Origin of the sequence: Cribrihabitans neustonicus (genome assembly GCF_048820895.1) — a bacterium.
GTDB lineage: Bacteria > Pseudomonadota > Alphaproteobacteria > Rhodobacterales > Rhodobacteraceae > Cribrihabitans_A > Cribrihabitans_A neustonicus.
Genome location: NZ_JBMERQ010000004.1, coordinates 1 through 19,697, shown reverse-complemented (window position 1 = coordinate 19,697; position 19,697 = coordinate 1). Strand labels below are relative to the sequence as shown.

At 64.0% G+C, this 19,697-nt stretch carries 15 protein-coding genes and 1 tRNA gene; 6 read left to right on the top strand and 10 right to left on the bottom strand.

What is annotated here, in order from left to right:
• The first annotated feature begins 49 nt into the window (after nt 1–49).
• Complete coding sequence (gene cobT, locus ACOHWE_RS11435) at nt 50–1,066, top strand: nicotinate-nucleotide--dimethylbenzimidazole phosphoribosyltransferase (protein WP_420666483.1); 1,017 nt, start codon at nt 50–52, stop codon at nt 1,064–1,066.
• Between the two features lie 31 nt (nt 1,067–1,097).
• On the opposite strand, the gene ACOHWE_RS11430 is transcribed toward cobT, so the two are convergent.
• The 3 genes from ACOHWE_RS11430 to ACOHWE_RS11420 all read right to left on the bottom strand — a co-directional run bounded on the left by ACOHWE_RS11430 (nt 1,098) and on the right by ACOHWE_RS11420 (nt 4,899).
• Nucleotides 1,098–3,056, bottom strand: a complete 1,959-nt coding sequence (locus ACOHWE_RS11430; RefSeq protein WP_420666481.1) for a monovalent cation:proton antiporter-2 (CPA2) family protein — start codon at nt 3,054–3,056, stop codon at nt 1,098–1,100.
• A 103-nt stretch (nt 3,057–3,159) separates the two neighbouring features.
• Entirely contained in the window at nt 3,160–4,380 is a 1,221-nt protein-coding gene (locus ACOHWE_RS11425; protein WP_420666784.1) for a PAS domain-containing protein, read from the bottom strand.
• Nucleotides 4,381–4,443: 63 nt separating this feature from the next.
• The gene (locus tag ACOHWE_RS11420) at nt 4,444–4,899 is read right to left on the bottom strand and encodes an Lrp/AsnC family transcriptional regulator (RefSeq protein ID WP_420666479.1); all 456 of its coding nucleotides are present in this window, start codon (nt 4,897–4,899) and stop codon (nt 4,444–4,446) included.
• Nucleotides 4,900–5,066: 167 nt separating this feature from the next.
• Between ACOHWE_RS11420 and hppD the strand changes: the two genes are divergently transcribed.
• Complete coding sequence (gene hppD / locus ACOHWE_RS11415) at nt 5,067–6,167, top strand: 4-hydroxyphenylpyruvate dioxygenase (RefSeq protein WP_420666477.1); 1,101 nt, start codon at nt 5,067–5,069, stop codon at nt 6,165–6,167.
• Nucleotides 6,168–6,361: 194 nt separating this feature from the next.
• Here the strand turns inward: hppD and ACOHWE_RS11410 are convergent, their stop codons facing one another.
• Nucleotides 6,362–9,010: a hypothetical protein gene (locus ACOHWE_RS11410; RefSeq protein ID WP_420666475.1), complete on the bottom strand. Its 2,649-nt coding sequence runs from the start codon at nt 9,008–9,010 to the stop codon at nt 6,362–6,364.
• A gap of 177 nt (nt 9,011–9,187) precedes the next feature.
• On the opposite strand from ACOHWE_RS11410, the gene ACOHWE_RS11405 reads away from it, so the two are divergent.
• The gene (locus tag ACOHWE_RS11405; protein ID WP_420666474.1) at nt 9,188–9,904 is read left to right on the top strand and encodes an SIMPL domain-containing protein; all 717 of its coding nucleotides are present in this window, start codon (nt 9,188–9,190) and stop codon (nt 9,902–9,904) included.
• 60 nt (nt 9,905–9,964) lie between these two features.
• On the opposite strand, the gene ACOHWE_RS11400 is transcribed toward ACOHWE_RS11405, so the two are convergent.
• The 3 genes from ACOHWE_RS11400 to ACOHWE_RS11390 all read right to left on the bottom strand — a co-directional run bounded on the left by ACOHWE_RS11400 (nt 9,965) and on the right by ACOHWE_RS11390 (nt 13,423).
• Complete coding sequence (locus tag ACOHWE_RS11400; RefSeq protein ID WP_420666472.1) at nt 9,965–11,257, bottom strand: O-acetylhomoserine aminocarboxypropyltransferase/cysteine synthase family protein; 1,293 nt, start codon at nt 11,255–11,257, stop codon at nt 9,965–9,967.
• A gap of 143 nt (nt 11,258–11,400) precedes the next feature.
• Nucleotides 11,401–12,390, bottom strand: a complete 990-nt coding sequence (locus ACOHWE_RS11395; RefSeq protein WP_420666470.1) for a hypothetical protein — start codon at nt 12,388–12,390, stop codon at nt 11,401–11,403.
• Nucleotides 12,391–12,535: 145 nt separating this feature from the next.
• Nucleotides 12,536–13,423 (bottom strand): hypothetical protein, encoded by an 888-nt coding sequence (locus ACOHWE_RS11390; protein ID WP_420666468.1) that lies wholly within the window; start codon nt 13,421–13,423, stop codon nt 12,536–12,538.
• Nucleotides 13,424–13,591: 168 nt separating this feature from the next.
• On the opposite strand from ACOHWE_RS11390, the gene ACOHWE_RS11385 reads away from it, so the two are divergent.
• From ACOHWE_RS11385 to ACOHWE_RS11375, 3 genes are all read left to right on the top strand, one after another.
• A tRNA-Thr gene (locus tag ACOHWE_RS11385) sits at nt 13,592–13,667 on the top strand.
• Between the two features lie 65 nt (nt 13,668–13,732).
• On the top strand, nt 13,733–14,908 hold the full coding sequence (locus ACOHWE_RS11380) for a DUF6538 domain-containing protein (protein ID WP_420666466.1): 1,176 nt from the start codon (nt 13,733–13,735) through the stop codon (nt 14,906–14,908).
• Between the two features lie 118 nt (nt 14,909–15,026).
• Nucleotides 15,027–15,485 (top strand): hypothetical protein, encoded by a 459-nt coding sequence (locus tag ACOHWE_RS11375; RefSeq protein WP_420666464.1) that lies wholly within the window; start codon nt 15,027–15,029, stop codon nt 15,483–15,485.
• Nucleotides 15,486–16,053: 568 nt separating this feature from the next.
• Here ACOHWE_RS11375 and ACOHWE_RS11370 read toward each other — a convergent pair.
• The 3 genes from ACOHWE_RS11370 to ACOHWE_RS11360 are packed head-to-tail and all read right to left on the bottom strand — an operon-like array spanning nt 16,054 to nt 19,467.
• A complete protein-coding gene (locus ACOHWE_RS11370; RefSeq protein ID WP_420666462.1) occupies nt 16,054–17,811 on the bottom strand; it encodes a type I restriction enzyme subunit R domain-containing protein in 1,758 nt (585 codons plus the stop codon).
• A 57-nt stretch (nt 17,812–17,868) separates the two neighbouring features.
• Nucleotides 17,869–19,059 carry a type I restriction endonuclease gene (locus ACOHWE_RS11365; RefSeq protein WP_420666460.1) on the bottom strand — a complete coding sequence of 397 codons (1,191 nt, stop codon included), beginning with the start codon at nt 19,057–19,059 and terminating at the stop codon, nt 17,869–17,871.
• An 18-nt stretch (nt 19,060–19,077) separates the two neighbouring features.
• Nucleotides 19,078–19,467: a hypothetical protein gene (locus tag ACOHWE_RS11360; protein WP_420666459.1), complete on the bottom strand. Its 390-nt coding sequence runs from the start codon at nt 19,465–19,467 to the stop codon at nt 19,078–19,080.
• Nucleotides 19,468–19,697: the final 230 nt, after the last annotated feature.

The window sequence follows — 19,697 nt, the reverse complement described above, 5'->3', positions numbered from 1 at the left end:
CAAATCCGCTTTATCCGCGTCCGCGCCGCATATGCAACGAGGCTTTCCCATGCTGCCACCCCTTTCTTCCCTAGATGATTTCCGCGCGGCCCTGGCGGCGGCGCCCAAGCCCGATGGGGAGGCCCGGGATCAGGCGGCTGCGCGCAATGGCCAGCTGACCAAGCCCCCGGGCGCGCTGGGGCGGCTGGAGGATCTGGCAATCTGGTACGGCGGCTGGCGCGGCAGCGCCCGGCCGCAGGTTTCGGCGCCGCAGGTGATCGTCTTTGCCGGTAACCACGGCGTCACAGCGCGGGGTGTCTCCGCATTCCCGCCGGAAGTGACCGCGCAGATGGTGCTGAACTTTCAGCATGGCGGCGCGGCGGTAAACCAGCTCGCCAAGCTTGCTGGCGCGCGCATGGATGTGCACGCGCTGGAACTGGAGCGCCCGGTCCGGGATTTCACGGAAAGCCCGGCGATGAGCGCCGAGGAGCTGCTGGCGGCATTGAAAGCCGGCTGGGAAGCAGTGGACCCCACCGCCGATCTGCTGGTGGTGGGTGAAATGGGCATCGGCAACACCACCCCGGCGGCGGCGCTCGCCTGCGTGCTGTTTGGCGGTGATGCAGGGGACTGGACAGGCCGCGGCACCGGCATCGACGATGCGGGGCTTGCTGCCAAGACCCGCGTGGTGGCCGAAGGCGTGGCCTTGCACCGCGGCGCGGTCCGCGACGGGCTGGACGCGCTGGCTTGTCTCGGCGGGCGCGAGATCGCGGCCATGGCGGGCGCTATCGCGGCTGCCCGCTGCCTGCGCATTCCGGTGATCCTCGATGGGTTCATCTGCTGCGCCGCCGCTGCCTGTCTCGCACAGACCGCCGACGGCGCGCTGGATCACGCGGTGGCTGGCCATCAAAGCGCCGAAACCGCGCATCGGGCGCTGCTGGAGCGGCTCGGCAAGACACCGCTGCTGTCGCTGGGCCTGCGGCTGGGCGAAGCTTCGGGCGCGGCGCTTGCGATACAGGTGCTGAAGGGGGCGGTGGCCTGCCACAGCGGTATGGCAACCTTCGCCGAGGCGGGCGTCTCGGACGGCTGAACGGCGGCAGGCGGGACCCGCACCCGAGCGGTTATTCCGCCGCGTCCGTGCTTCTTTCCCGCTCCCCGCGCCGATCCCGCTCGCCGAGCTCACCCCGCTCGCCGCGCTTGCGCTCCGCCATCTCAAAGATCGCGCTCTCGATCGCCTTCTCCAGCTCCTGCGCGCGGGAGATGTAGGCGGGGTTCTGGCTGGCGAGGGTGCCGGGGATCCAGTGCTCCGCCAGGTCGCGCAGGTTCTGCCGGTCGTGGGCGTAGAAGGTGCGCGCCGCCTGGGCGGCCTCGTATTCGCTGAGCCCCATATTCTCCAGCACGTAGCGGCCCGCGCGCACCGAGCTGTCGAAAAGCTCGCGCACGATGTCATCCGCGCCGGCCTGGTAGAGCTCATAGACGTGGTTGCGGTCCTTGGCGCGGGCGACGATGTGCAGGTCCGGATAGGAGCGCCGCACGTAAGCGACCATCTGCACAACCCGCTCCGGATCGTCGAGCGCAACCACAAACACCTTGGCCTTGGCGATGCCCGCAGCCTTTAGCAGCTCGGGCCGGGTCGGATCGCCCAGGAAGCTCTTGACTCCGAAGCGGCGCATCAGCTGGACCGCTTCCATGTCGTGATCGAGTACCACCGTCTTGAACCCGCTGGCCTGCACCAGGCGGTTCACAATCTGGCCGAAGCGGCCGATACCTGCGATGATGACGGGCGCTTCCTCGTCGATCTCGTCCGGCTCATACTCCTGCCGGGCCTCGGCCATGCGCTTCGACAGCTGGTCGTAGAGGATGAACAGCAGCGGCGTGATCAGCATCGAAAGCGCGATCACCAGCAAGAGCTTTTCCGTCAGTGCGGACGGGATCACGTTGAGCTGGCTGGAGAAGGTAAGCAGCACGAAACCGAACTCGCCCGCCTGCGCGAGGCTCAGCGTGAACAGCCACAGATCGCGCCGCTTGAGGCCGAAAATCTTGCCGGTAATAAACAGGACCAGGCCCTTGGCCAGGATCACCAGAAGCGCCAGGCCGAGGAGATCGGCCGGATCCGTAAGGAACAAACGGTAGTCGATGCCCGCGCCCACGGTGATGAAGAACAGGCCCAAGAGCAGCCCCTTGAAGGGGTTGAGGTCGCTTTCGAGCTCGTGCCGGAACTCGGAGTTGGCCAGCACGACGCCCGCGAGGAAGGCGCCAAGCGCGGGGGATAGCCCTACAAGCGTCATCAGGAAGGAGATGCCGACCACGATGACAAGCGCCAGCGCGGTGTACATCTCGCGCAGCTTGGAGCCGTGAATGAAGCGGAACACCGGCCGTGTGAGGTAGACGCCGGCGAGGATGATCGCGGCGATGGCACCGATGGTGACCAGGGTAACGCCCCAGCCCGGCAAGCCTTCGACCAGCGACAGCGAGCCGTGGCCGCCAGCGCCGCTGCCGTGCCCGCCGCCTTGGCTGTTGCCCTCGGCAAAGGCGATCGAGCCATTGGGGGTGAAATGCGCTACCGCATGGGAGCCCAAAAGCGGCAGCAGCGCGAGGATCGGGATCACCGCGATGTCCTGGGTCAGCAGCACCGAGAAGGAGGATCGCCCGCCGCTGGTTTGCATCAGCCCCTTTTCCGACAGCGTTTGCACCACGATGGCGGTGGAGGAGAGCGACAGCGCAAGGCCGATGGCGAGGCTCACGTTCCAGGTCTGCCCGGCCACCATTGCGGCGCCCATCAGCACCAGCGCGGAGGCGATGACCTGCATACCGCCCAGACCCAGGAGTTTGTGCCGCATGGCCCAGAGAACGCGCGGCTCCAGTTCCAGGCCGATCAGGAACAGCATCATGACGACGCCGAACTCGGCAAAATGGCGCAAATCTTCGGCTTCGGCGCCGGTCAGGCCCAGGATCGGGCCGATCACGATACCGGCCGCGAGATAGCCGAGCACCGAGCCAAGTCCCAGCCGTGCCGCTAGCGGCACCGCAATCACCGCGGCGGCGAGGTAGACTGTGGCCTGGTACAGAAACACTTCCATAAAACAGGTATCGCGCGCGGGCCCGGGCGAATGCAATGGCTTTCCCGCCGGGCTGTGCGTCCGGCAAGCGGTATTGCGCCCGGCCGGGACCGGGCGCACAAATTTACTGCTCCATCAGGCGGATTTCGGTGCTGAGCTTGCCGATCCGGTCCAGCCGCCGGGAGATCCGTTCCTGGAAACCGCCGAGCTGGTCGATGATGTCGGCCAGGGTGCCGCCCGATTCCGGCAGCCGCGCGCTTTCGATCTTCAACAGCACCCGGGTCGAGCTGAGGCCGAGGAAATGCCGGTGCATGATCTGGCAGGCGCTGGTGATGCGTGCCGCTTCGCGCTCCACCTCGGCGAGGCCTTGGGCTGCGCGTGTCAGCTGGCTGTCGACCAGGTCGGCGAGGATCTTGCGTTCCGAGTCCATGTCGACGCCGCTCAATTCGCGGCGCTCCTTCTGCAGCTGCTCGTCGCATTCGATCAGAATGCGGGCCATGCCCTCGACAAACAGGCTGGCGCTGACCGAGGATTTGATCTTCGCGAAATTGCTGTCTTTGCCCATCACGTGTGCGGCGAACCAGTCCGACATTTCCCGCGACATGGAGCCGTAGTTCTGCGACAGCACCGTCACCGGGCCGCCTGACGGCTCGATCCGCGAGGCCAGCACCCGCAGGTTGTGCGGGATCGTGTGCATGGCATCGAAATCGGTGATCAGCCCCTCCGTTTCGGCGACCAGCTTGTCGGCGTTTTCCAGCATCAGGATGAAGTCGGAAATCTTGGCGTCCGGCGGATTGCCGAGGCCGGTGTCGCGCGCGATCAGTTCCTGGCTGAGCGCGTCGACCGCGAACTGCTGGTAGCTTTCATACCCCTGGCCGCGCAGCCAATCCAGCAGCACCTCCGCGCTTTCGTCCGGTTTCAGGCCTTCGTTCTTCTCGCGTTTGAGCAGCTGAGCATAGAACTCGCGCACCTTGGGAAACAGCGCGCTGGTCGGCCGGATGCGGGCGGAGAGATAGCCGTCGCCGCAGGGCACCACCACGGCAAAGACCCAGTAATAGAGCCCGTCCTTGGCGCGGTTCTTCACATAGGCGCCGATGGTGTTGCCGCCTTGGATTACGTCCCAGAACAGGGAAAACACGCCCTTGGGCATGTCGGGGTGGCGGATCACCTTGTGGGGCGAGCCGATGAGTTCGTCCCACTCAAAAGCCGCAACGCGGCGGAACACGTAGTTGCCGGCCTCGATCACCCCGCGCGAGTCTGTTCGCGAGAAGAAGACCTCGTTCAGAGCAAAAGGAGCCTCCCCGCTGGATGGGCGTTGTTCGATTCGGCGGTCAACGAAAGACACGGCGCGTTCCACTTGTGTGAGTTTCTTTGCCATCTCTCTTAAAGCGGGAATCTTTGCGGAGAGTTAAGTCGGCAGCGGCGCGTCCTGTTTTAACTGCGCCATGACGATCTGGCTCTGAACCCGCGCAACTCCCGGATGCGGCAGCAAAACTTCGTGGATCAGCGTGTTGAGCGCCTGCAGTCCGGGGCAGTATACGCGCAAGAGGTAATCGGCCTCGCCGGTCATGGTCCATGCGGAGGTGATCTCGGCGCGGCTGGCGACCAGCCTGGCAAAGCCTGCCGATTGCTGCGGGCCGTGGCTGGCCAGATGCACCTGAATGAACCCCTGCACCGTGAGCCCCAGCCGCGCCGGGTCCAGCCGCGCGGCGTAGCCGGTGATATACCCTTCCGCCTCCAGCCTCTGGCGGCGCCGTCCGGCCTGGCTGGGCGAGAGGTTGAGCAGCTCGCCCAGCTCCTGTGCGGTCAGATGCGCGTTCTTCTGGAGGGCGGCCAGGAGTTTCAGATCGGCTGGGTCAAGCATGCGTGATTTATCCGTGTTTTCGATATTTCGCGCGTGGATCACGCGAAAATCAAGTGGTGAATGCCCAAGAACGCGCAAACCCTGCATGTGGAATTTGGTATCCTCGATGCAGCAAAAGACACCCCCGGCAGGCAGTTCCAGCCGCCCCGGCACAGAGGAGAACCAGCATGGGCCCGTTCCCGCACAATGCCCCCAAGTCCGAGATCACCGAAGAAAACCCGGCCGGTACCGACGGCTTCGAATTTGTCGAATTCGCCAGCCCCGAGCCGCAGGAGCTGCGCGACCTGTTCACCAAGATGGGCTATGAGATGGTCGGCCGCCACAAGGAAAAGCCCGGCATCGAGCTGTGGCAGCAGGGCGACATCACCTACATCCTGAACGCCGAGCCCGGCAGCTTTGCCGAACAGTTCGTAACCGAACACGGCCCCTGCGCCCCTGCGATGGGCTGGCGCGTGGCGGATGCGCAAAAGGCGTTCGAACATGCCGTCTCCAAGGGCGCCGAGCCTTACGAGGGCCCCGGCAAGACCATGGAAGTGCCTGCGATCAAGGGCATTGGCGGCTCGCTGATCTATTTCATCGACCAGTATTACGACACCTCGCCCTACAACGAGGAGTTTGAGTGGCTGAAGCAATCCAAGCCGCGCGGCGTCGGCTTCTACTACCTCGATCACCTGACCCACAACGTCTACAAGGGCAACATGGACAAGTGGTTCAAGTTCTATGGCGACTTGTTCAACTTCAAGGAGATCCGATTCTTTGACATTGAAGGCAAATACACCGGCCTGCTGAGCCGCGCGCTGACCTCGCCCTGCGGCCGCATCCGGATCCCGATCAACGAGGACCGGGGCGAGACCGGGCAGATCGTCTCGTACCTGAAGAAGTACAAGGGCGAGGGCATTCAGCACATCGCCGTCGGCACCGAGAACATCTATGACTCGACCGATGAGATTTCGGAGCGCGGCATCAAGTTCATGCCGGCGCCGCCGGATGCCTACTACGATCTGAGCCATGACCGGGTGGCGGGCCACGAAGAACCGATCGGCCGGATGAAGAAGCATGGCATCCTGATCGACGGCGAGGGCGTGGTTGACGGCGGCGAGACCAAGATCCTGCTGCAGATCTTCTCTAAGACCGTGATCGGGCCGATCTTCTTCGAGTTCATCCAGCGCAAGGGCGATGACGGCTTCGGCGAGGGCAACTTCAAGGCGCTGTTTGAATCGATTGAGCGCGAGCAGATCGAAAGCGGCGAGATCGAAGCGACCGGATAGGGCGCTGAGAAAGGCGCCGGGACCGGGGGCCGCGTCCCCCCAGCCTCCGGTCCCCAAGCGCCGAGATCCCCCGGCATCGTCCCAAACGGTGCCATGTCCCTCGGGATCGGCCGGGCCTGCGATGCGGGCCCGGTTTTTCTGTTCTTGATTGAGCGTTCCTGCCTGCGCAAGGGCAGGGGCGGCACGCGGGCGGATCAGCCGTTTGGCATCTCCAGGGTCCGGTTGCGGCCGCTCTTCTGGTATTGCAGCCGGCTTTCGCCGATGGCGATCACCCGGCCGCCGTCGATGCGGTCGCCGACCTTCACCTTCTTGTAGCGCCCCGATGGCAGGCGGACGAGGGCGCGGCGGTCCGAGGGCGTTCCGTAGACACCGATCAGGTTCAGCTTGCGCAGGTTGAGTGCGTTGCCGGTGGTGGCGCGGCGGGCGACAGAGGCGCTGGAGGGGATGCGCGGCGCTGGCGCGGCTGCGGCAGCGGGTACAGCGGCCACTTGTGCCGAAGCGGTTTCATTGGCGCCATTGCGGCGGGCACGGTCGACAAGGTTGGCGAAGTTCGCGGGGCGCGCGCGCGGCAGTTGCGAGCTGCGCACCGCCTGGGCGGTGGCCGGCAGGCGGTCCTCGTCCGAGGGCTTCCGGCTGGCCGGGCGCGGGCGCGGCCGCAGCGAGGCCAGTTCGGCGCGGCTGAGACCGCCGTGCTGCGCCCGTTCTGCTGTCTCGGCCAGGTCGTCAGGCCGCGGCCGCGGGCGTTTCTGCGACAGCACACGGTCGCGCGCGGCGGCTTCGGCGGCGGTTTCGGGGGCCGGGTCGGGGCGGTCAGGCGTCTGCGGCGGCACCGCCTTGGGGCGGCCGAGATATACCATCACCCCATCCGGGTTCAGCGTGCCCCCGGGGGTTGGGGTGACCAGTCCGCGGCTGTCGAGCTCAAATGTGGCGCCCGCCGCGGCCGGGGAGGCGCGCGGGTCCGGAGCGGTGTCGGCGGCAAAGCTTTCGGCGGGCGGCAGTGCCACGGCATCCTGCGATAGCTCGCCATTGTCGATGGAACCCACGAAGATGCCGTCCGAGCCTGCCTCGGGCCCGGCAGGTGCAGCGGGGGCGGCGATCTCTGGCGCCAGCTGCCAGATGCCTGTGGCGGCATATTGTGCGGTTCGGGTCAGCGCGAGCTGCTCCGCGTCCCGGGAGACCGCGGCCGCTTCAGCGTCTTCCGGGGCGGCGGCTTCCTCGCTTTCGGCTTCGAACGCCAATTCGCTGTCTTGCAAAGCGTCCGGGCCGCTGCCGTCCAGCGTTTCGCCGGTCTCGCGCAGGCCCGGGTCGGGCTGATCTGCCAGAACGCCGACCTGCGGGGCAATCGGCGGTTCCTCCCCGATCCCGGCTGCGGCGGTGCCAGGCAGGCCTTCTTTGCCGGTGTCCGGGGCCTCTGCGAGTTCCGCCTTCAGAGCCGTGCCGCTGCTGGCCGCCCCCTCGGGGCCACTGGCGGCCACCAGCGTTATCGCCGCGGCCCCCGCGACCGCCAGCAGCGCCAGCACGGAGAGGGTCAGCCGGCGCGAGCGGGGCAGGCTGCGCACGGCAGCCGGGAGGAACCGGGGCGCCGGCTGACTAGGCGCGCTGTGTTTGGCGGTGATGGTGTCCCTCGCGGGTTTGGCGCTGGGGGCCTGCAGCAGCTTTGCTGCGGAGACCGGGGACGGCGGCGGCACCGGCGTCGCGGCCGCGGGGGCGGCAGGCTTTGCCGGGGCGGGAGCGGCTCCGATCCGGCCCCCTGCGATTGCCCCGGTTTGGCGGGGGGAAGGCAGGACCGCGTCAGGCGCTTTGGCCGGCGGGGCCTGCGAAGCGCCCGGTGCGGAGAGTTCCGGCGCGGAGGGCACCGCGGGCGCGGCGGCTGCCGCCTTGCGCGGGGCCTCTGGCTGATCCGGGGCGTTCGCCTCCGTTGGGTTGCCGCGGCGGCTGGTGAAACCGGGGTCCGGTCTATATTCGGGTCCGGCTTCCGGTGCGGTGCCGGACTGATCCGCGGCAGCATGGCTGCCAGCTTGCTCCGCGCCGGCGGCGGGCGTTTCCGGCGCAATTTCGGCCTCCACTGGTCCGGCGGTGTCCCCGGGCCCAGCCTTGCCTGCGCCATCGGAGGCGGACGGGGCTGGCGGCAGGGGACTTGCACCGGCCTCCGGCGCAGACGGAAGGTCTTCCGTCTCAGCGGCTTCCGCAGGCATGGTTCCGGCCCCGGGGGCTTGCGGTGCCGCCTCTGCTTCAGCCTGCAGCGTGGCGGCAGGTTCTTCGGGCTCAGGCGAGGGTGCGGCGGAATCACCGGGGGCCGTGGCCTCGTCTTTCTGCGCATCCTTGGGCGGGGCTTCTGCGGCGGGCTCCTCTGCTGCGCATTGGCCGAAGTCTGGTGCTTGCTCGAAAGCAGTGCCCTCCGGATCCGCGGTAAAGCAGACCGGGGTGAAGCCGTGGGCGCGGGCAAAGCTGTCGGCCTCGGCCAGAGTCTCCTTTGCGGCGGCGGCGATATGGGTCTGTCCGCCGTCCGCGCTGATGACGATGGCCAGATCCGCCACCGGGTAGGGCGTGGCGCCTTCCAATGCCCTCGCCGCCTGCGTCCGCCGTTCCGCATCCGCAACCTCGCCGGTCTCGATGGTGAGGTAACGCACGACCTCGGGCGGCAGCACGATTATGGAGCGCAGGTTTTTCATCACGCCGTCCGAAACCTGCTCGCGCAGTGCGGCCAGCGCCTGAGGCAGATCGGGCGCCGCAAAGGGCGTGCTGCCCACGTCTTGCCAGCCGCCCTCCTCGGTACGGGCGCGCAGAGTGATTTTCTCAGGAGACAGAGAGAGAGCGAAGCCCGGTGTCATAAGTGCGGTCAAACCATCCAAATCCTTGCCGCCCGCGCCGGTCTGACATTGCCTGTACTGCGCGCCCCGGGCCTTGCGGCCAGACCTTAAAGCAGCTCCCTGCCGAGTTAAAGGAAAAGAGAGCCGAACCATCTTGCAGGCAAGGGTTTGCCGCTCCCATTTAGAGAGTATTGAGAAGGAGCATTTCGCATGAAACCACAAAGACTTCTGGCCGCCGCCCTGATGCTGGCGCTGGCCGCCCCCGGACTTTCCGCAGAGGAGCTGCCGCCGCGGCAGGTGACAGTCACGGGGGAGAGCCGGGTGCAGGTGGCGCCAGAGATAGCCACGATCACGCTGGGTGTGACCGAGGAGGCGGAGGAGGCTTCAGCGGCGATGGCGGCCGTTTCGGAAGCAATGAATGCGGTGATTGCCGAGCTGAGGGCGGCGGGTATTCAGCCTGCGGACATGCAGACCCAGCGCATCGCCATGCATCCGGTCTGGAGCCAGCACCGCGATCCGGGCGAGGGCCACCGGCGGGAGATTACCGGGTTCGAGGCCTCCAATACGCTGCTGGTACGGGTGCGCGACCTGGGGCGGCTGGGCACGGTGATGGATCAGGTGCTGAGCGCCGGAGCGAACCAATTCCAGGACCTGAGCTTTGCCGTTTCTGATCCGGCAGCGGTGCAGGACCAGATTCGAGCCGACGCGGTGCGCGACGCTGTGCGCAAGGCGCGCCAGCTCGCGGAGGCGGCGGAGATGCAGCTGGGGCCGGTGCGCTCGATCAGCGAGAATGGCGGCGGCGGCGGCCGGCCGATGATGGCGCGGGAGATGGCGATGGCGGATGCGATGCCGGTGGAGGCGGGCGAGCTGAGCTTCACCCACAGCGTCACCGTGGTCTTCGATCTGCTGGAGCCTGCGGCTGAGTAAGCGCGCATGGATGAAAAGGCCGGGCGCTTGCGGTGCCCGGCCTGGTCTGTCGCAGTATGATCAGCCGCAGGCCTTGGCCAGCGCCTGGTCGAGATCGCGGATCAGATCGTCGGCATCCTCGATCCCGATCGAGATCCGCACCACGCCCGGCCCGGCGCCCGCCGCTTCCTGCTGCTCGGGCGTCAGCTGGCGGTGGGTGGTGGAGGCCGAGTGAATGATCAGCGAGCGGGTGTCGCCGAGGTTCGCCACATGGCTGAAGATCTCCAGCGAATCCACCAGCTTGATGCAGGATTCGTAGCCGCCCTTCACCGCAAAGGTGAACAGCCCGCCGGTGCCCTTGGAGTAGTGCTCCTTCGCGCGCCCGTAATAGGGCGAGGAGGGCAGCCCGGCGTAGGTCACGTAGTCGACACGGTCATCCTGCTCCAGCCAGGCCGCGACCTTTTCGGCGTTCTCGCAGTGCTTACGCATCCGCAGCGACAGCGTCTCGATCCCCATCAGCGTGTAATGCGCGCCCTGCGGGTTCATCGTCATGCCGAGGTCGCGCAGGCCGATGGCGATGCTGTGGAAGGTGAAGGCGAGGGGTCCAAAGGTCTCGTGGAACTTGAGCCCGTGGTAGGCGGGTTCCGGCGCAGATAGCGAGGGGAACTTGTCATTAGCCGACCAGTCGAACTTGCCCGAATCCACCACGCAGCCGCCGGTCACGGTGCCGTTGCCGGTGAGGTACTTGGTGGTGGAATGCACTACCAGCGTCGCGCCCTTCGCAATCGGGTTGCACAGGTAGGGCGTGGCCGAGGTATTATCGACGATCAGCGGGATGCCCGCCGCATCGGAGATGTCCGCCAGCGCGCGGATGTCGGTAACGTATCCGCCGGGGTTGGCGATGGATTCACAGAACACCGCGCGGGTGTTTTCGTCGATCGCCGCCTTCACCGCCTCCAGATCGTCGGTGTCGACAAACTTTGCCGACCAGCCGAAACGTTTGATGGTCTGGCTGAACTGGGTGATAGTCCCGCCGTAAAGCCGGGTCGAGGCGATCACGTTGCAGCCCGGTCCCATCAGCGGGAACAGCGCCATGATCTGTGCGGCATGGCCGGAGGAGCAGCAGACCGCGCCGACGCCGCCCTCGAGAGTTGCGATCCGCTCCTGCAGCACCGCGACGGTGGGGTTGGTCAGGCGCGAGTAGATGAAGCCCACTTCCTGCAGATTGAACAGCGCCGCCGCGTGGTCGGCGTCGCGGAACACATAGGAGGTGGTCTGGTAGATCGGCGTCTGCCGCGCGCCGGTGGCCGGATCCGGCTTGGCGCCGGCGTGGATCTGCAAGGTGTCAAAGCCGTAGGACGGAGCGTCTGACATGAGCGGGTCTCCCTGTTTAAATCGCTTGCGCAAGCTGTAGGGCAGCCGCGCCGCACTGGCAACGCTAACCGCCGCGGGTGCGGCAGTCTGGCCGCGGGCCGGGGCGGCAAGGAGCGCATACGCGGGCTGCCGGGCAGGGCGGCTCAGCGCATCCAAAGTCCGGCCGCCTTGATCCGGTTGCGGATCGCCTGTTCGCGCTTGGGCAGGCTGGACTGGTCGAACAGCGCCCGTACCTTGCGGCCGCGGCCCTGGTAGACCATGCGCCTGATCGGCTCGTATTGCTTCAGCACCTTCTTGATCCGGTTCGGCGCTGCGGCCTCCTCCAGCAGCTGCACGACGCGGTCCGCTTCGCGCGCATAGAGCAATGGAAACAGCCGGTAATGGCAGCTCACCGAACCGTCGAGGTAGCCCGCGGGCAGGCCGTCGCGGCCGCCGCCGAAGGAATGGATCACCAGCGGCAACGCCACCTGGTCGAGCCAGGGATCGAGCGTCTGGCAGGTGAGCTCCGGTGGCGGCGCGTCGCGGATTGATTGCGCATACGCCAGGAAGCGCTGCCCGAAAGCACGCGGGCAGGCGCCGTAGAAGAAACCGGCGTTAAAATAGAGGTAGCGCTGCCAGTATTCCGCAGGCTGGCTGAGATCGAGGCTGCTTTCAAAATCCAGCCCGAAGCGGTCATACAGAGACCGCCAGATGCCCTCGTAGCCTGGCCCGTAAAGCGTTGGCCTGGGCCACGTGCCCTCGCAGCGGCGGGAGGCGGCGGGGCGGGCGAAGTCGAAAGGCACCGAGGTAAGCTCGCCGGTGATCAGCGTATCGGTATCGAAGAAAACGAAAGGCTCGCCATCGGGCAGCGCCAGCAGAGCCTCGATTTTGTTGCCATGGGGGTAGGCGGATCCAAAGACGCGGGAGTGGAACGGCAGGATTTCCGCGCCAAGATATTCCAGCGCCGCCAGCACCTCGCCGCTGCGGATTGCCGGGTCCTTCCCCCAAAGTGGTCCCGCCTGCGGCACCGCCACAAAGAGCCGGCCGCGAAAGCCCGGCGACGCGTGCCGCAGCGAGGCGGCAAACAGCAGCGCCTCGTATTGCAGCCGCCCCGATTGGCCCACGACCATCACATTGAAGCTGTCACCCGCCATCGCTGCCCTCTGCCTGCTGCGCGTCCTGCCACCCTTATGCAGCCCGCAAGAGGGGCGGCCCCCGTAGCGGCGGCGGCGGCGTCTTGCTCTCAGCTATACGCCGGAGCGGCGCGGGGAAAAAGCCCAAGCCGGAGCAGGCGGCGCGTCACGCAGGGAGGGAGGGCTCGATCAGTGTCACGCCTGGGAGGGCGCGGATCGCCGCGAGGTCGGTCTCGTAAAGCGCGGTGAGCTGGTCCACCAGGGCGTCATTCCAGCCGGGCAGGTCCAGCTCCTCTTCCACCGCATCCTCCAGCGCGTATTTGGCCAGGAAGGCGGCAAAGACCCGCTGTTTATGCGGCTCCCGCATTCCGGGGTGCGCATCCAGGAACGCGCGCAGCCTCTGCATCCCCGCGGCTGGCATCAGGGAGGCCAGCAGGTCCAGCCCGCCCCGCAGCCGGGCCTCGGGCGCGAGACCCGCCATCCGGCGCAGCACCGTGCCCCAGATCAGCGGCGCGTCCTCGAAACACCAGACCGTCAGAGTGATCTCAGGCGCGGCGGCGCGCATCCGCGTGAGCAGATCAGACCAGCGCAGCGCGGATGGATCGCAGGCGCCAAGCAGATCGCGGCGGGTGGCAGGGGAGACCTTGGCCAGGAGCGCCGGCAGGAAGCTCGCCGGGTTGCGCAGCGCCAGAAACACTTCCAGGCGGTCGCGGGGAAACAGCGCCTGCAGCGCCCGCAGCCGCGCCTCCGCCTCCGGGTAGAGCCGGCTGCCCGAAAGCCCGTGGCGCTGGGAGCCGAAGAAATGCGGATTGGAAAGCACGGCGCAGCGGGCCTCGCCGCCTTCCAGGATCGCGTCCCACAGCACTTCGGATGCGTTTGGCGCCGGCTCGCCGGTTTGCAGCGCGGCGATGCACTCCCTCAGCAGCGTCCGGTAGCGGCCCGGCCCGGGCACCTGCGTGCCGTGCCGCGCCAAGTCACCCGTGTTCTTCAAAAGCGATTTCAGCAGCAGGTCTTCTTCGGTTGCATGCGCGCCGCAGTGGAGAATGACCTGCATAAATTGGACCTGCTTGTGCCGTTTGGGTTTGCAAGCCTTACTGAAGCGGCCCCGATAGGTCAAACCGGGCCGGAGCTTGCGGCTGCCGCGGGTGAGATTTAACTGCACGCCTTGGGCGGATTTTTGATCTTGCACGCCGCGCCCGGAGCCGTTAATTCCGTCGCCAAGGCCCCTATAGCTCAGCTGGTAGAGCAACTGATTTGTAATCAGTAGGTCCGCGGTTCGAGTCCGTGTGGGGGCACCACCAAATCTCCTAAAGCATTGTTTTGCATCGGCTTTTGCACTGGGTAAGGCGAGGCGTAGAACAAATTGGAGAACATTTCCCGCAGCTATATCTTCGTGAAGGAAGGCATCTATTATTTCTGTCGTCGTGTCCCGGTGGACCTTCGGCACCACTATTCTTCGGGCAAGATCTCTTACTCCCTGCGGACCAGATCCCGTGCTGTCGCTATCTCGAGGGCGAACAGGGCTGCCTGCAAGCTGGACGAATACTGGTATCACCTTCGGACCCAGGAAGCCGAACTGCCGGGCAAGCATCTTCTTCGACATGGATTGAGCAGACCGTCTTCAGGACAGGAAAATGATCCTACTGTCACATCTGACGCCTTGACCCTGTCGGAGGCTGTGTTGACATACCTCCGTCTCAAGGGTCAGGGACGGCCTGAAACCTTTCACCGTGCAGCACATCGGTCTTGCGGCTATGTAATCGACGTCTGCGGGGACAAGCCCCTGCCGGATTATACCAAGGCAGATGCTAATAAATTTCGGGATGCGCTGATAAAGCGTGGTCTCGCTGGGAGTAGCATCACCCGAATCTTCGGCACCGTCCGTGCGGTGTTCAATTTCGCCGTGGCTGAGGAAGGGCTATCGATCACCTCTCCATTTGCCAACGTATACTATGACCGTAACATAGGGGTTTCGGGCCGTAGTTCCATCCCCGTGGAAAACATCCGCACCGTTCAGCAGAAATGCCGTGAAATCGATGACGAGATGCGTTGGCTGGTGGCAATTGTGGCTGACACCGGCATGCGTCTGGCCGAGGCTGCAGGACTGTTGCGGGAGGATATCTTTCGGGACGAAGACGGGCAATGGGTGGCCAGGATTGTTCCGTACCCGTGGAGGAGCTTGAAAACGGAAAGCAGCAAGCGGCTGGTGCCGCTCGTTGGCTCTGCCGAGTGGGCGGCAGAGCGGATCCAAGCGCAACAGACAAAAAGCAAATTCGCCTTTCCCAGGTGCAACACCACGGGGAAGACCAATGCTAATTCAGCCAGTGCCGGGCTGAACAAGTGGCTGAAGGACTACGTGCAGAAGGGGGCGACCATGCACAGCTTCCGGCATTCGATGCGAGACCGGCTACGGGCGGTCGAATGCCCCGCCGATATCGCCGACCAGATTGGCGGCTGGCACACGGATGGCGTGGGGCATGGTTACGGCAGGGGGTACCCGACTTCCGTGCTTAGGAAGTGGCTCGAAACCGCATGTTAAGAGAGTAACAACGCCCCTTGCTACGCCCAAGTTATTACCCTAAGTCATTTATTTTAATCGATTTTAGAATCTCCCTACAGTCAATCGCGCATCCAGTTCAGCTTGGAGAAATATTCCTATGTTGATCCCATCCTGCCTGACCAAACCTCACATGGTGTATTGGGGCCGTCTGCCAACCTTCGACAATCCTTTTCGTGAGGGATACATCGGTGTAACCATGCTACAGTTGCACGCTCGCGTGGCTCTTCATTTTTCCAGCCCTACCAATCATGCGTTGAAAAAAGCCCTCGCCGAACATGGCAAGGAAATAGAGTGGCTCCCCCTACACGCCAATTTGCCATGGTATGTTGCTTACCAGATCGAACGGATCTACAGGCCGAAACCGGACATCGGCTGGAATGCAGGCTTTGGCGGCAGCCGGTACAAGAAGCGTCGCGAAGGGTGGCTGGTAAGCCCTCTTGGCTCCATTCTCCTCGAGAGTGACTACCGAACTCCATCGATCATCGCACCAAGGCCCAACAACGGCTACACGCCTTGCCTTGCCCAGTGCAAAAGCCGATGCAAAACAATGCTTTAGGAGATTTGGTGGTGCCCCCACACAGTTACGGGACCGTGTGAAACCGGGTTCGAGACCCGTTACAGGCACCGTCAGCACGGTGAGCATCAGCAAAATAAGGGATATCAGCCCCGTGGCGTCCCGGTCAACATGCACGAATTGTACTACGGTTTGTTCTACGGCTGGGTGAGGCCGTTTCCCCCACCAGGTCGGGCATCCGTACTGTGGTCAGGCTGCAGGGCTGTCAGGATCGGCAGTCCGTGAAGGGCTGTTTCCGGTGCGACGGGTGACTCGTAGAAGGCTGGAATGGCTTGGCGGGTGGTACCCTAGTCGGCAGGCCTTTCCGGGGCTGTACGAGTCCCTCTGCGCGTGGGAATGGCCCTTCATTTTGCCGGGGTACGGAGGGGGCGAGTGCCACCCCACCCCGTAGGGATATCGTATATGGCCTCGGCAACAGATTAGGGTTTTGAGGTCGTCAACCTGCCGAGAATGGCTTCTTCGAGGACTGACGGGATACGAGGTACGGCAGAGGGCTAGTTGACGAAACTGACAGGAAGGTGGGGTGTCGGGTTGATGCTCCTAACTCCCATTAGTATGGGGAAGGGCGGCCCCCCCAGGCGGCACCTGACCCCCTGAACATAAACGGAAATAACCCCCGAAGTAACTGAGGTTGAGTGGCTTGGTCACGGGCCACCTTGTCTGTCATTACAGCACTCCGCATCTCATTGTCCTGCTGGAACATCCGCACCATCCCCTTAAAGAAGGCTCGTTCGAATGCCCCGTAGACGACGTCCGCCGGGTTGTTGCGCATCATGTCTGTTAGTTCCTCATCCATGATCTCCCGGTTGACCCGCTCGAACCGGAGGAAGTCCTCCCTTGAGAAATTGGTGCCGTGCCTCTCGTTGAAGGAGGCGATAATCTCAGACAGTGAACGCTCTTCCTCCTCTGTGTAGCGGTTCGCGCCAAATTCGCTAATGGCAGACAGCTTGGTGGTATCCCCTGATTGAAGGGAGGCTGACCCTGCTTCCCCCTTCTGCACCCGGAGTGCAGAGAGCTGCACCATGTCCTCCGTGATCGATATGTCCGCAGGGACATCGCGCGACGGCAACAGGCGTGACAGCCAGGACACATAGGCGAAAAGCTTCTCGAGCCACGGATCCCCCAGGGAGACGATTTGAGCCACGAACGAGTAAAACCGGATGTAGCTGCGAAGGAGCTGCCGGAACTCCTCCTGCTGTGCCTCGTCGTCATCCATTTCGAAACGCCCAACGGCTTCCTTGACCATGCCTTCGAGGCGGATTCTGTCCTGATTGCTTAGATTGCCCATGAAGAACGTTTCGGCAAAACGCTCAACATCTTCGCCAATGATGTACGGCGAGGACGAAATACGGCTTTCAAGGTCGTAGATCTGATTGAGGTCCGTCCGCTCCTCCAGTTCCGTGGCCTCAAAGAATGGGGCAAAGGCGTCACGGATTTCCTCCATCGTGTTCTGGAAGTCCAAGACGAAGGTCCGCTCTTTGCCTGCGTAGGTGCGGTTCAGTCGGGCGAGGGTTTGCACCGCTTGCAGTCCCGCCAGCTTGCGGTCGACATACATCGCGACCAGCATCGGTTGATCAAAACCGGTCTGGTACTTCTCCGCAACGAGCAAAACCTGGTATTCGTCCGTATCAAATCGCTGCGGCAGTTCCGTTTCCGGGAAGCCATTCGCTGCGGGCTCGGTCCAGTCGTTGTCGTCGATGCGCAGGTCACCTGAGAACGCCACCAGGGCTTTAAGGTCTGAGTACCCCTTGTCCTCGATATAGGCTTTGATCTGTTGCCAGTAGCGGAATGCATGTTCCCGGCTTTGCGTAACGACCATGGCCTTGGCCTGTCCGTCGAGTTCGCTTCGCACATGGCGGCGGAAGTGTTCGACGATGATCTCCACCTTCTGAGCTATCGCGGTCGCATGTAGGGATGCGTATCTCGCAACGGCCCGCTGAGCGTTTTTGCCCTTGAAGGCCGGATCCTCTTCGATGGCCTTCTCAAGCTTATAGTAGGCCGAGTAGGTCTTGTAGTTCTGGAGGACATCCAGGATAAACCCTTCCTCGATGGCCTGACGCATCGAGTAGAGGTGGAACGGATACGGGTTGCCATCTTTGCCCGTGCGTCCGAACCGTTCCAGGGTGACATTCCGGGGGGGCGCGGTGAACGCCAGGAAGGAGATGTTCTTCTGCGGGCCTCTCGCCGCCTGATGGGCAAGGATCATGTCCTCGATATCTTCGGAGGAAGTCTTCTCCCGTGTCAGGGCGTCGCTCATCGACTGTGCAGCCTTCCCTGACTGGGACGAATGCGCCTCGTCGATGATCACGGCGAAATTCTTGGAGGACTGGCCGGAGATGGTGGCCAGATGCTCTGTACCGAATTTCTAGTTGGTGGTGATGATGATCCGCTTGCCCTGTTCGATGGCCTGCTTCAGGTCACGGGAGGTGCCGTCGATCTTCTTGACCACACCCTCGGTCTGGGCGAAGCCGCTGATCGTGTTCTGGAGCTGGCGGTCCAGCACAAGACGGTCGGTCACGATGATCGCCGTATCGAACAAGGGCCGGTCGTTCTCGTCATGCAGGTTGATGATCTGATGGGCGGTCCAGGCAATGGTGTTGGACTTGCCGGATCCCGCGCTGTGCTGGATCAGGTAGTTCTGTCCTGCACCATTCCCCCAGGCATCTGCTAAGACACGCCGAACAGCGTCCAACTGCTGGAACCGGGGGAAGATCAGCACCTCCTTGCCGCCAGACCGCTCCAGATGGATGAAACGCCCGATTAGGTCCAGCAGCACCTCTCGGGAGAGGACGGCTCTGGCCCCTGGCAGATCCTTGTAGAGGTAGGCAACCCGGTTTTCCCCCGACACATCCGGGTTCCCGGCACCGCCGTTCCGGCCACGGTTGAAGGGCAGAAAGCGTGTCTTGCCGTTCATAAGCCTTGTGGTCATCGACACGTTGTCCGGGTCCACGGCGAAATGGACGATGGCCCCGCGTTTGAAAGTCAGAAGCGGCTCACCGGCGGGAGAGCGGTCCTTGCGGTACTGGGCTTCAGAGTGTTTGAAGGTCTGCCCGGTCAGGGGGTTCTTGACCTCCATCGTGGTCACGGGGATGCCGTTCACGAAGGTCACGATGTCGATGGCATTGGCGTTCTTCGAGGAGTACCGCACCTGCCGCATCACCGACAGGATGTTGGCCTCGTAGAGCCGGGACAGTTCCGGGTTCAGGTTCGAGGCGGGCTTGAAGTAGCAGAGCTGGAAGCGGATGTTCGGGACCAGCTTGATCCCCTGGCGCAGCACCTGGTGGGTGGGCTGCTCCTTCAGAGCCTTTTCCAGCCGTTTCAGCACCTCGGCTTCGGCCTGGGTGCTGTAGTGATCCTCCAGCGTTTGCCACGCCTCGGGCTGGGTGTCCCGCAGGAAGCGGAACAGCAGCTCGCGATCCAGCGCAAAAGCCACGTCGTAATCGGTGGCAGGATCGCGTTCGAGGTAGCCCAGTTCCGCGGTCAGGCAGCCCACGATATGGGCCTCGAAGACCTTTTCCTGGTGAATGTCGGTGGCGGTGTGCTGTCCGGTCAACATGGCGGTTCCTGCAAATTACTAGGTCAATAGGTGGGTCAAAATCTCGTCGGCATCGGCTTGGGTCTTCACGCCCAGGCGGATGAGGTCGTGGCCATGAAAACCCTCATAGCCACGCAGGTTGCTGTTCGCGCCTTTGCCGTCCGGGCTGGCCCATTTCCCGCCTGCCCAGGCCTTTCGGGTAGTCTTCACCCCGCCAGGAATGTTCGCGGGAGCCTCCGACGCCCAGACCCACATGTTCACGACAGTTTTGTGGTCCAGCTCGACGCCAATCGGACGGCGTTTTCCCCGAGTAAGCCAAACCGATAGGTGGACCTGATTGCTCGTAGACGTCTTCGGAGGAACCGGTTCGCAGTTCGCCCGAAGCTGCGCAGTGATTAATGCCTTCACATCGGAAATAGGATCGCTCATGCCTCCATCTCCTCCTGAATGGCCTCCAGCCGCCGGTCCACGGTGCCGGACTTGCCGTAGGTCTGCACGTCGATCTGCCCGGTGACAGCGTGATCCTCCCCCAGTGAAGTGGTCCGCCGTTATGTTTAGGAAAACGGAGGATCAGAATGGGAACGAAGCGGCACAAACCTGAAGAAATTGTCACGAAGCTGCGGCAGGTTGAGGTGCTTGTCGGGCGAGGGATGGCGCGG

Coding starts and splice junctions, on each gene's coding strand:
- ACOHWE_RS11400 (WP_420666472.1), bottom strand. CDS start 11,257: ATGTCAGACGCTCCGTCCTACGGCTTTGACACCTTGCAGATCCACGCC.
- ACOHWE_RS11420 (WP_420666479.1), bottom strand. CDS start 4,899: ATGCTTGACCCAGCCGATCTGAAACTCCTGGCCGCCCTCCAGAAGAAC.
- ACOHWE_RS11360 (WP_420666459.1), bottom strand. CDS start 19,467: ATGAGCGATCCTATTTCCGATGTGAAGGCATTAATCACTGCGCAGCTT.
- ACOHWE_RS11375 (WP_420666464.1), top strand. CDS start 15,027: ATGTTGATCCCATCCTGCCTGACCAAACCTCACATGGTGTATTGGGGC.
- ACOHWE_RS11405 (WP_420666474.1), top strand. CDS start 9,188: ATGAAACCACAAAGACTTCTGGCCGCCGCCCTGATGCTGGCGCTGGCC.
- ACOHWE_RS11390 (WP_420666468.1), bottom strand. CDS start 13,423: ATGCAGGTCATTCTCCACTGCGGCGCGCATGCAACCGAAGAAGACCTG.
- cobT (WP_420666483.1), top strand. CDS start 50: ATGCTGCCACCCCTTTCTTCCCTAGATGATTTCCGCGCGGCCCTGGCG.
- ACOHWE_RS11365 (WP_420666460.1), bottom strand. CDS start 19,059: ATGTTGACCGGACAGCACACCGCCACCGACATTCACCAGGAAAAGGTC.
- hppD (WP_420666477.1), top strand. CDS start 5,067: ATGGGCCCGTTCCCGCACAATGCCCCCAAGTCCGAGATCACCGAAGAA.
- ACOHWE_RS11430 (WP_420666481.1), bottom strand. CDS start 3,056: ATGGAAGTGTTTCTGTACCAGGCCACAGTCTACCTCGCCGCCGCGGTG.
- ACOHWE_RS11395 (WP_420666470.1), bottom strand. CDS start 12,390: ATGGCGGGTGACAGCTTCAATGTGATGGTCGTGGGCCAATCGGGGCGG.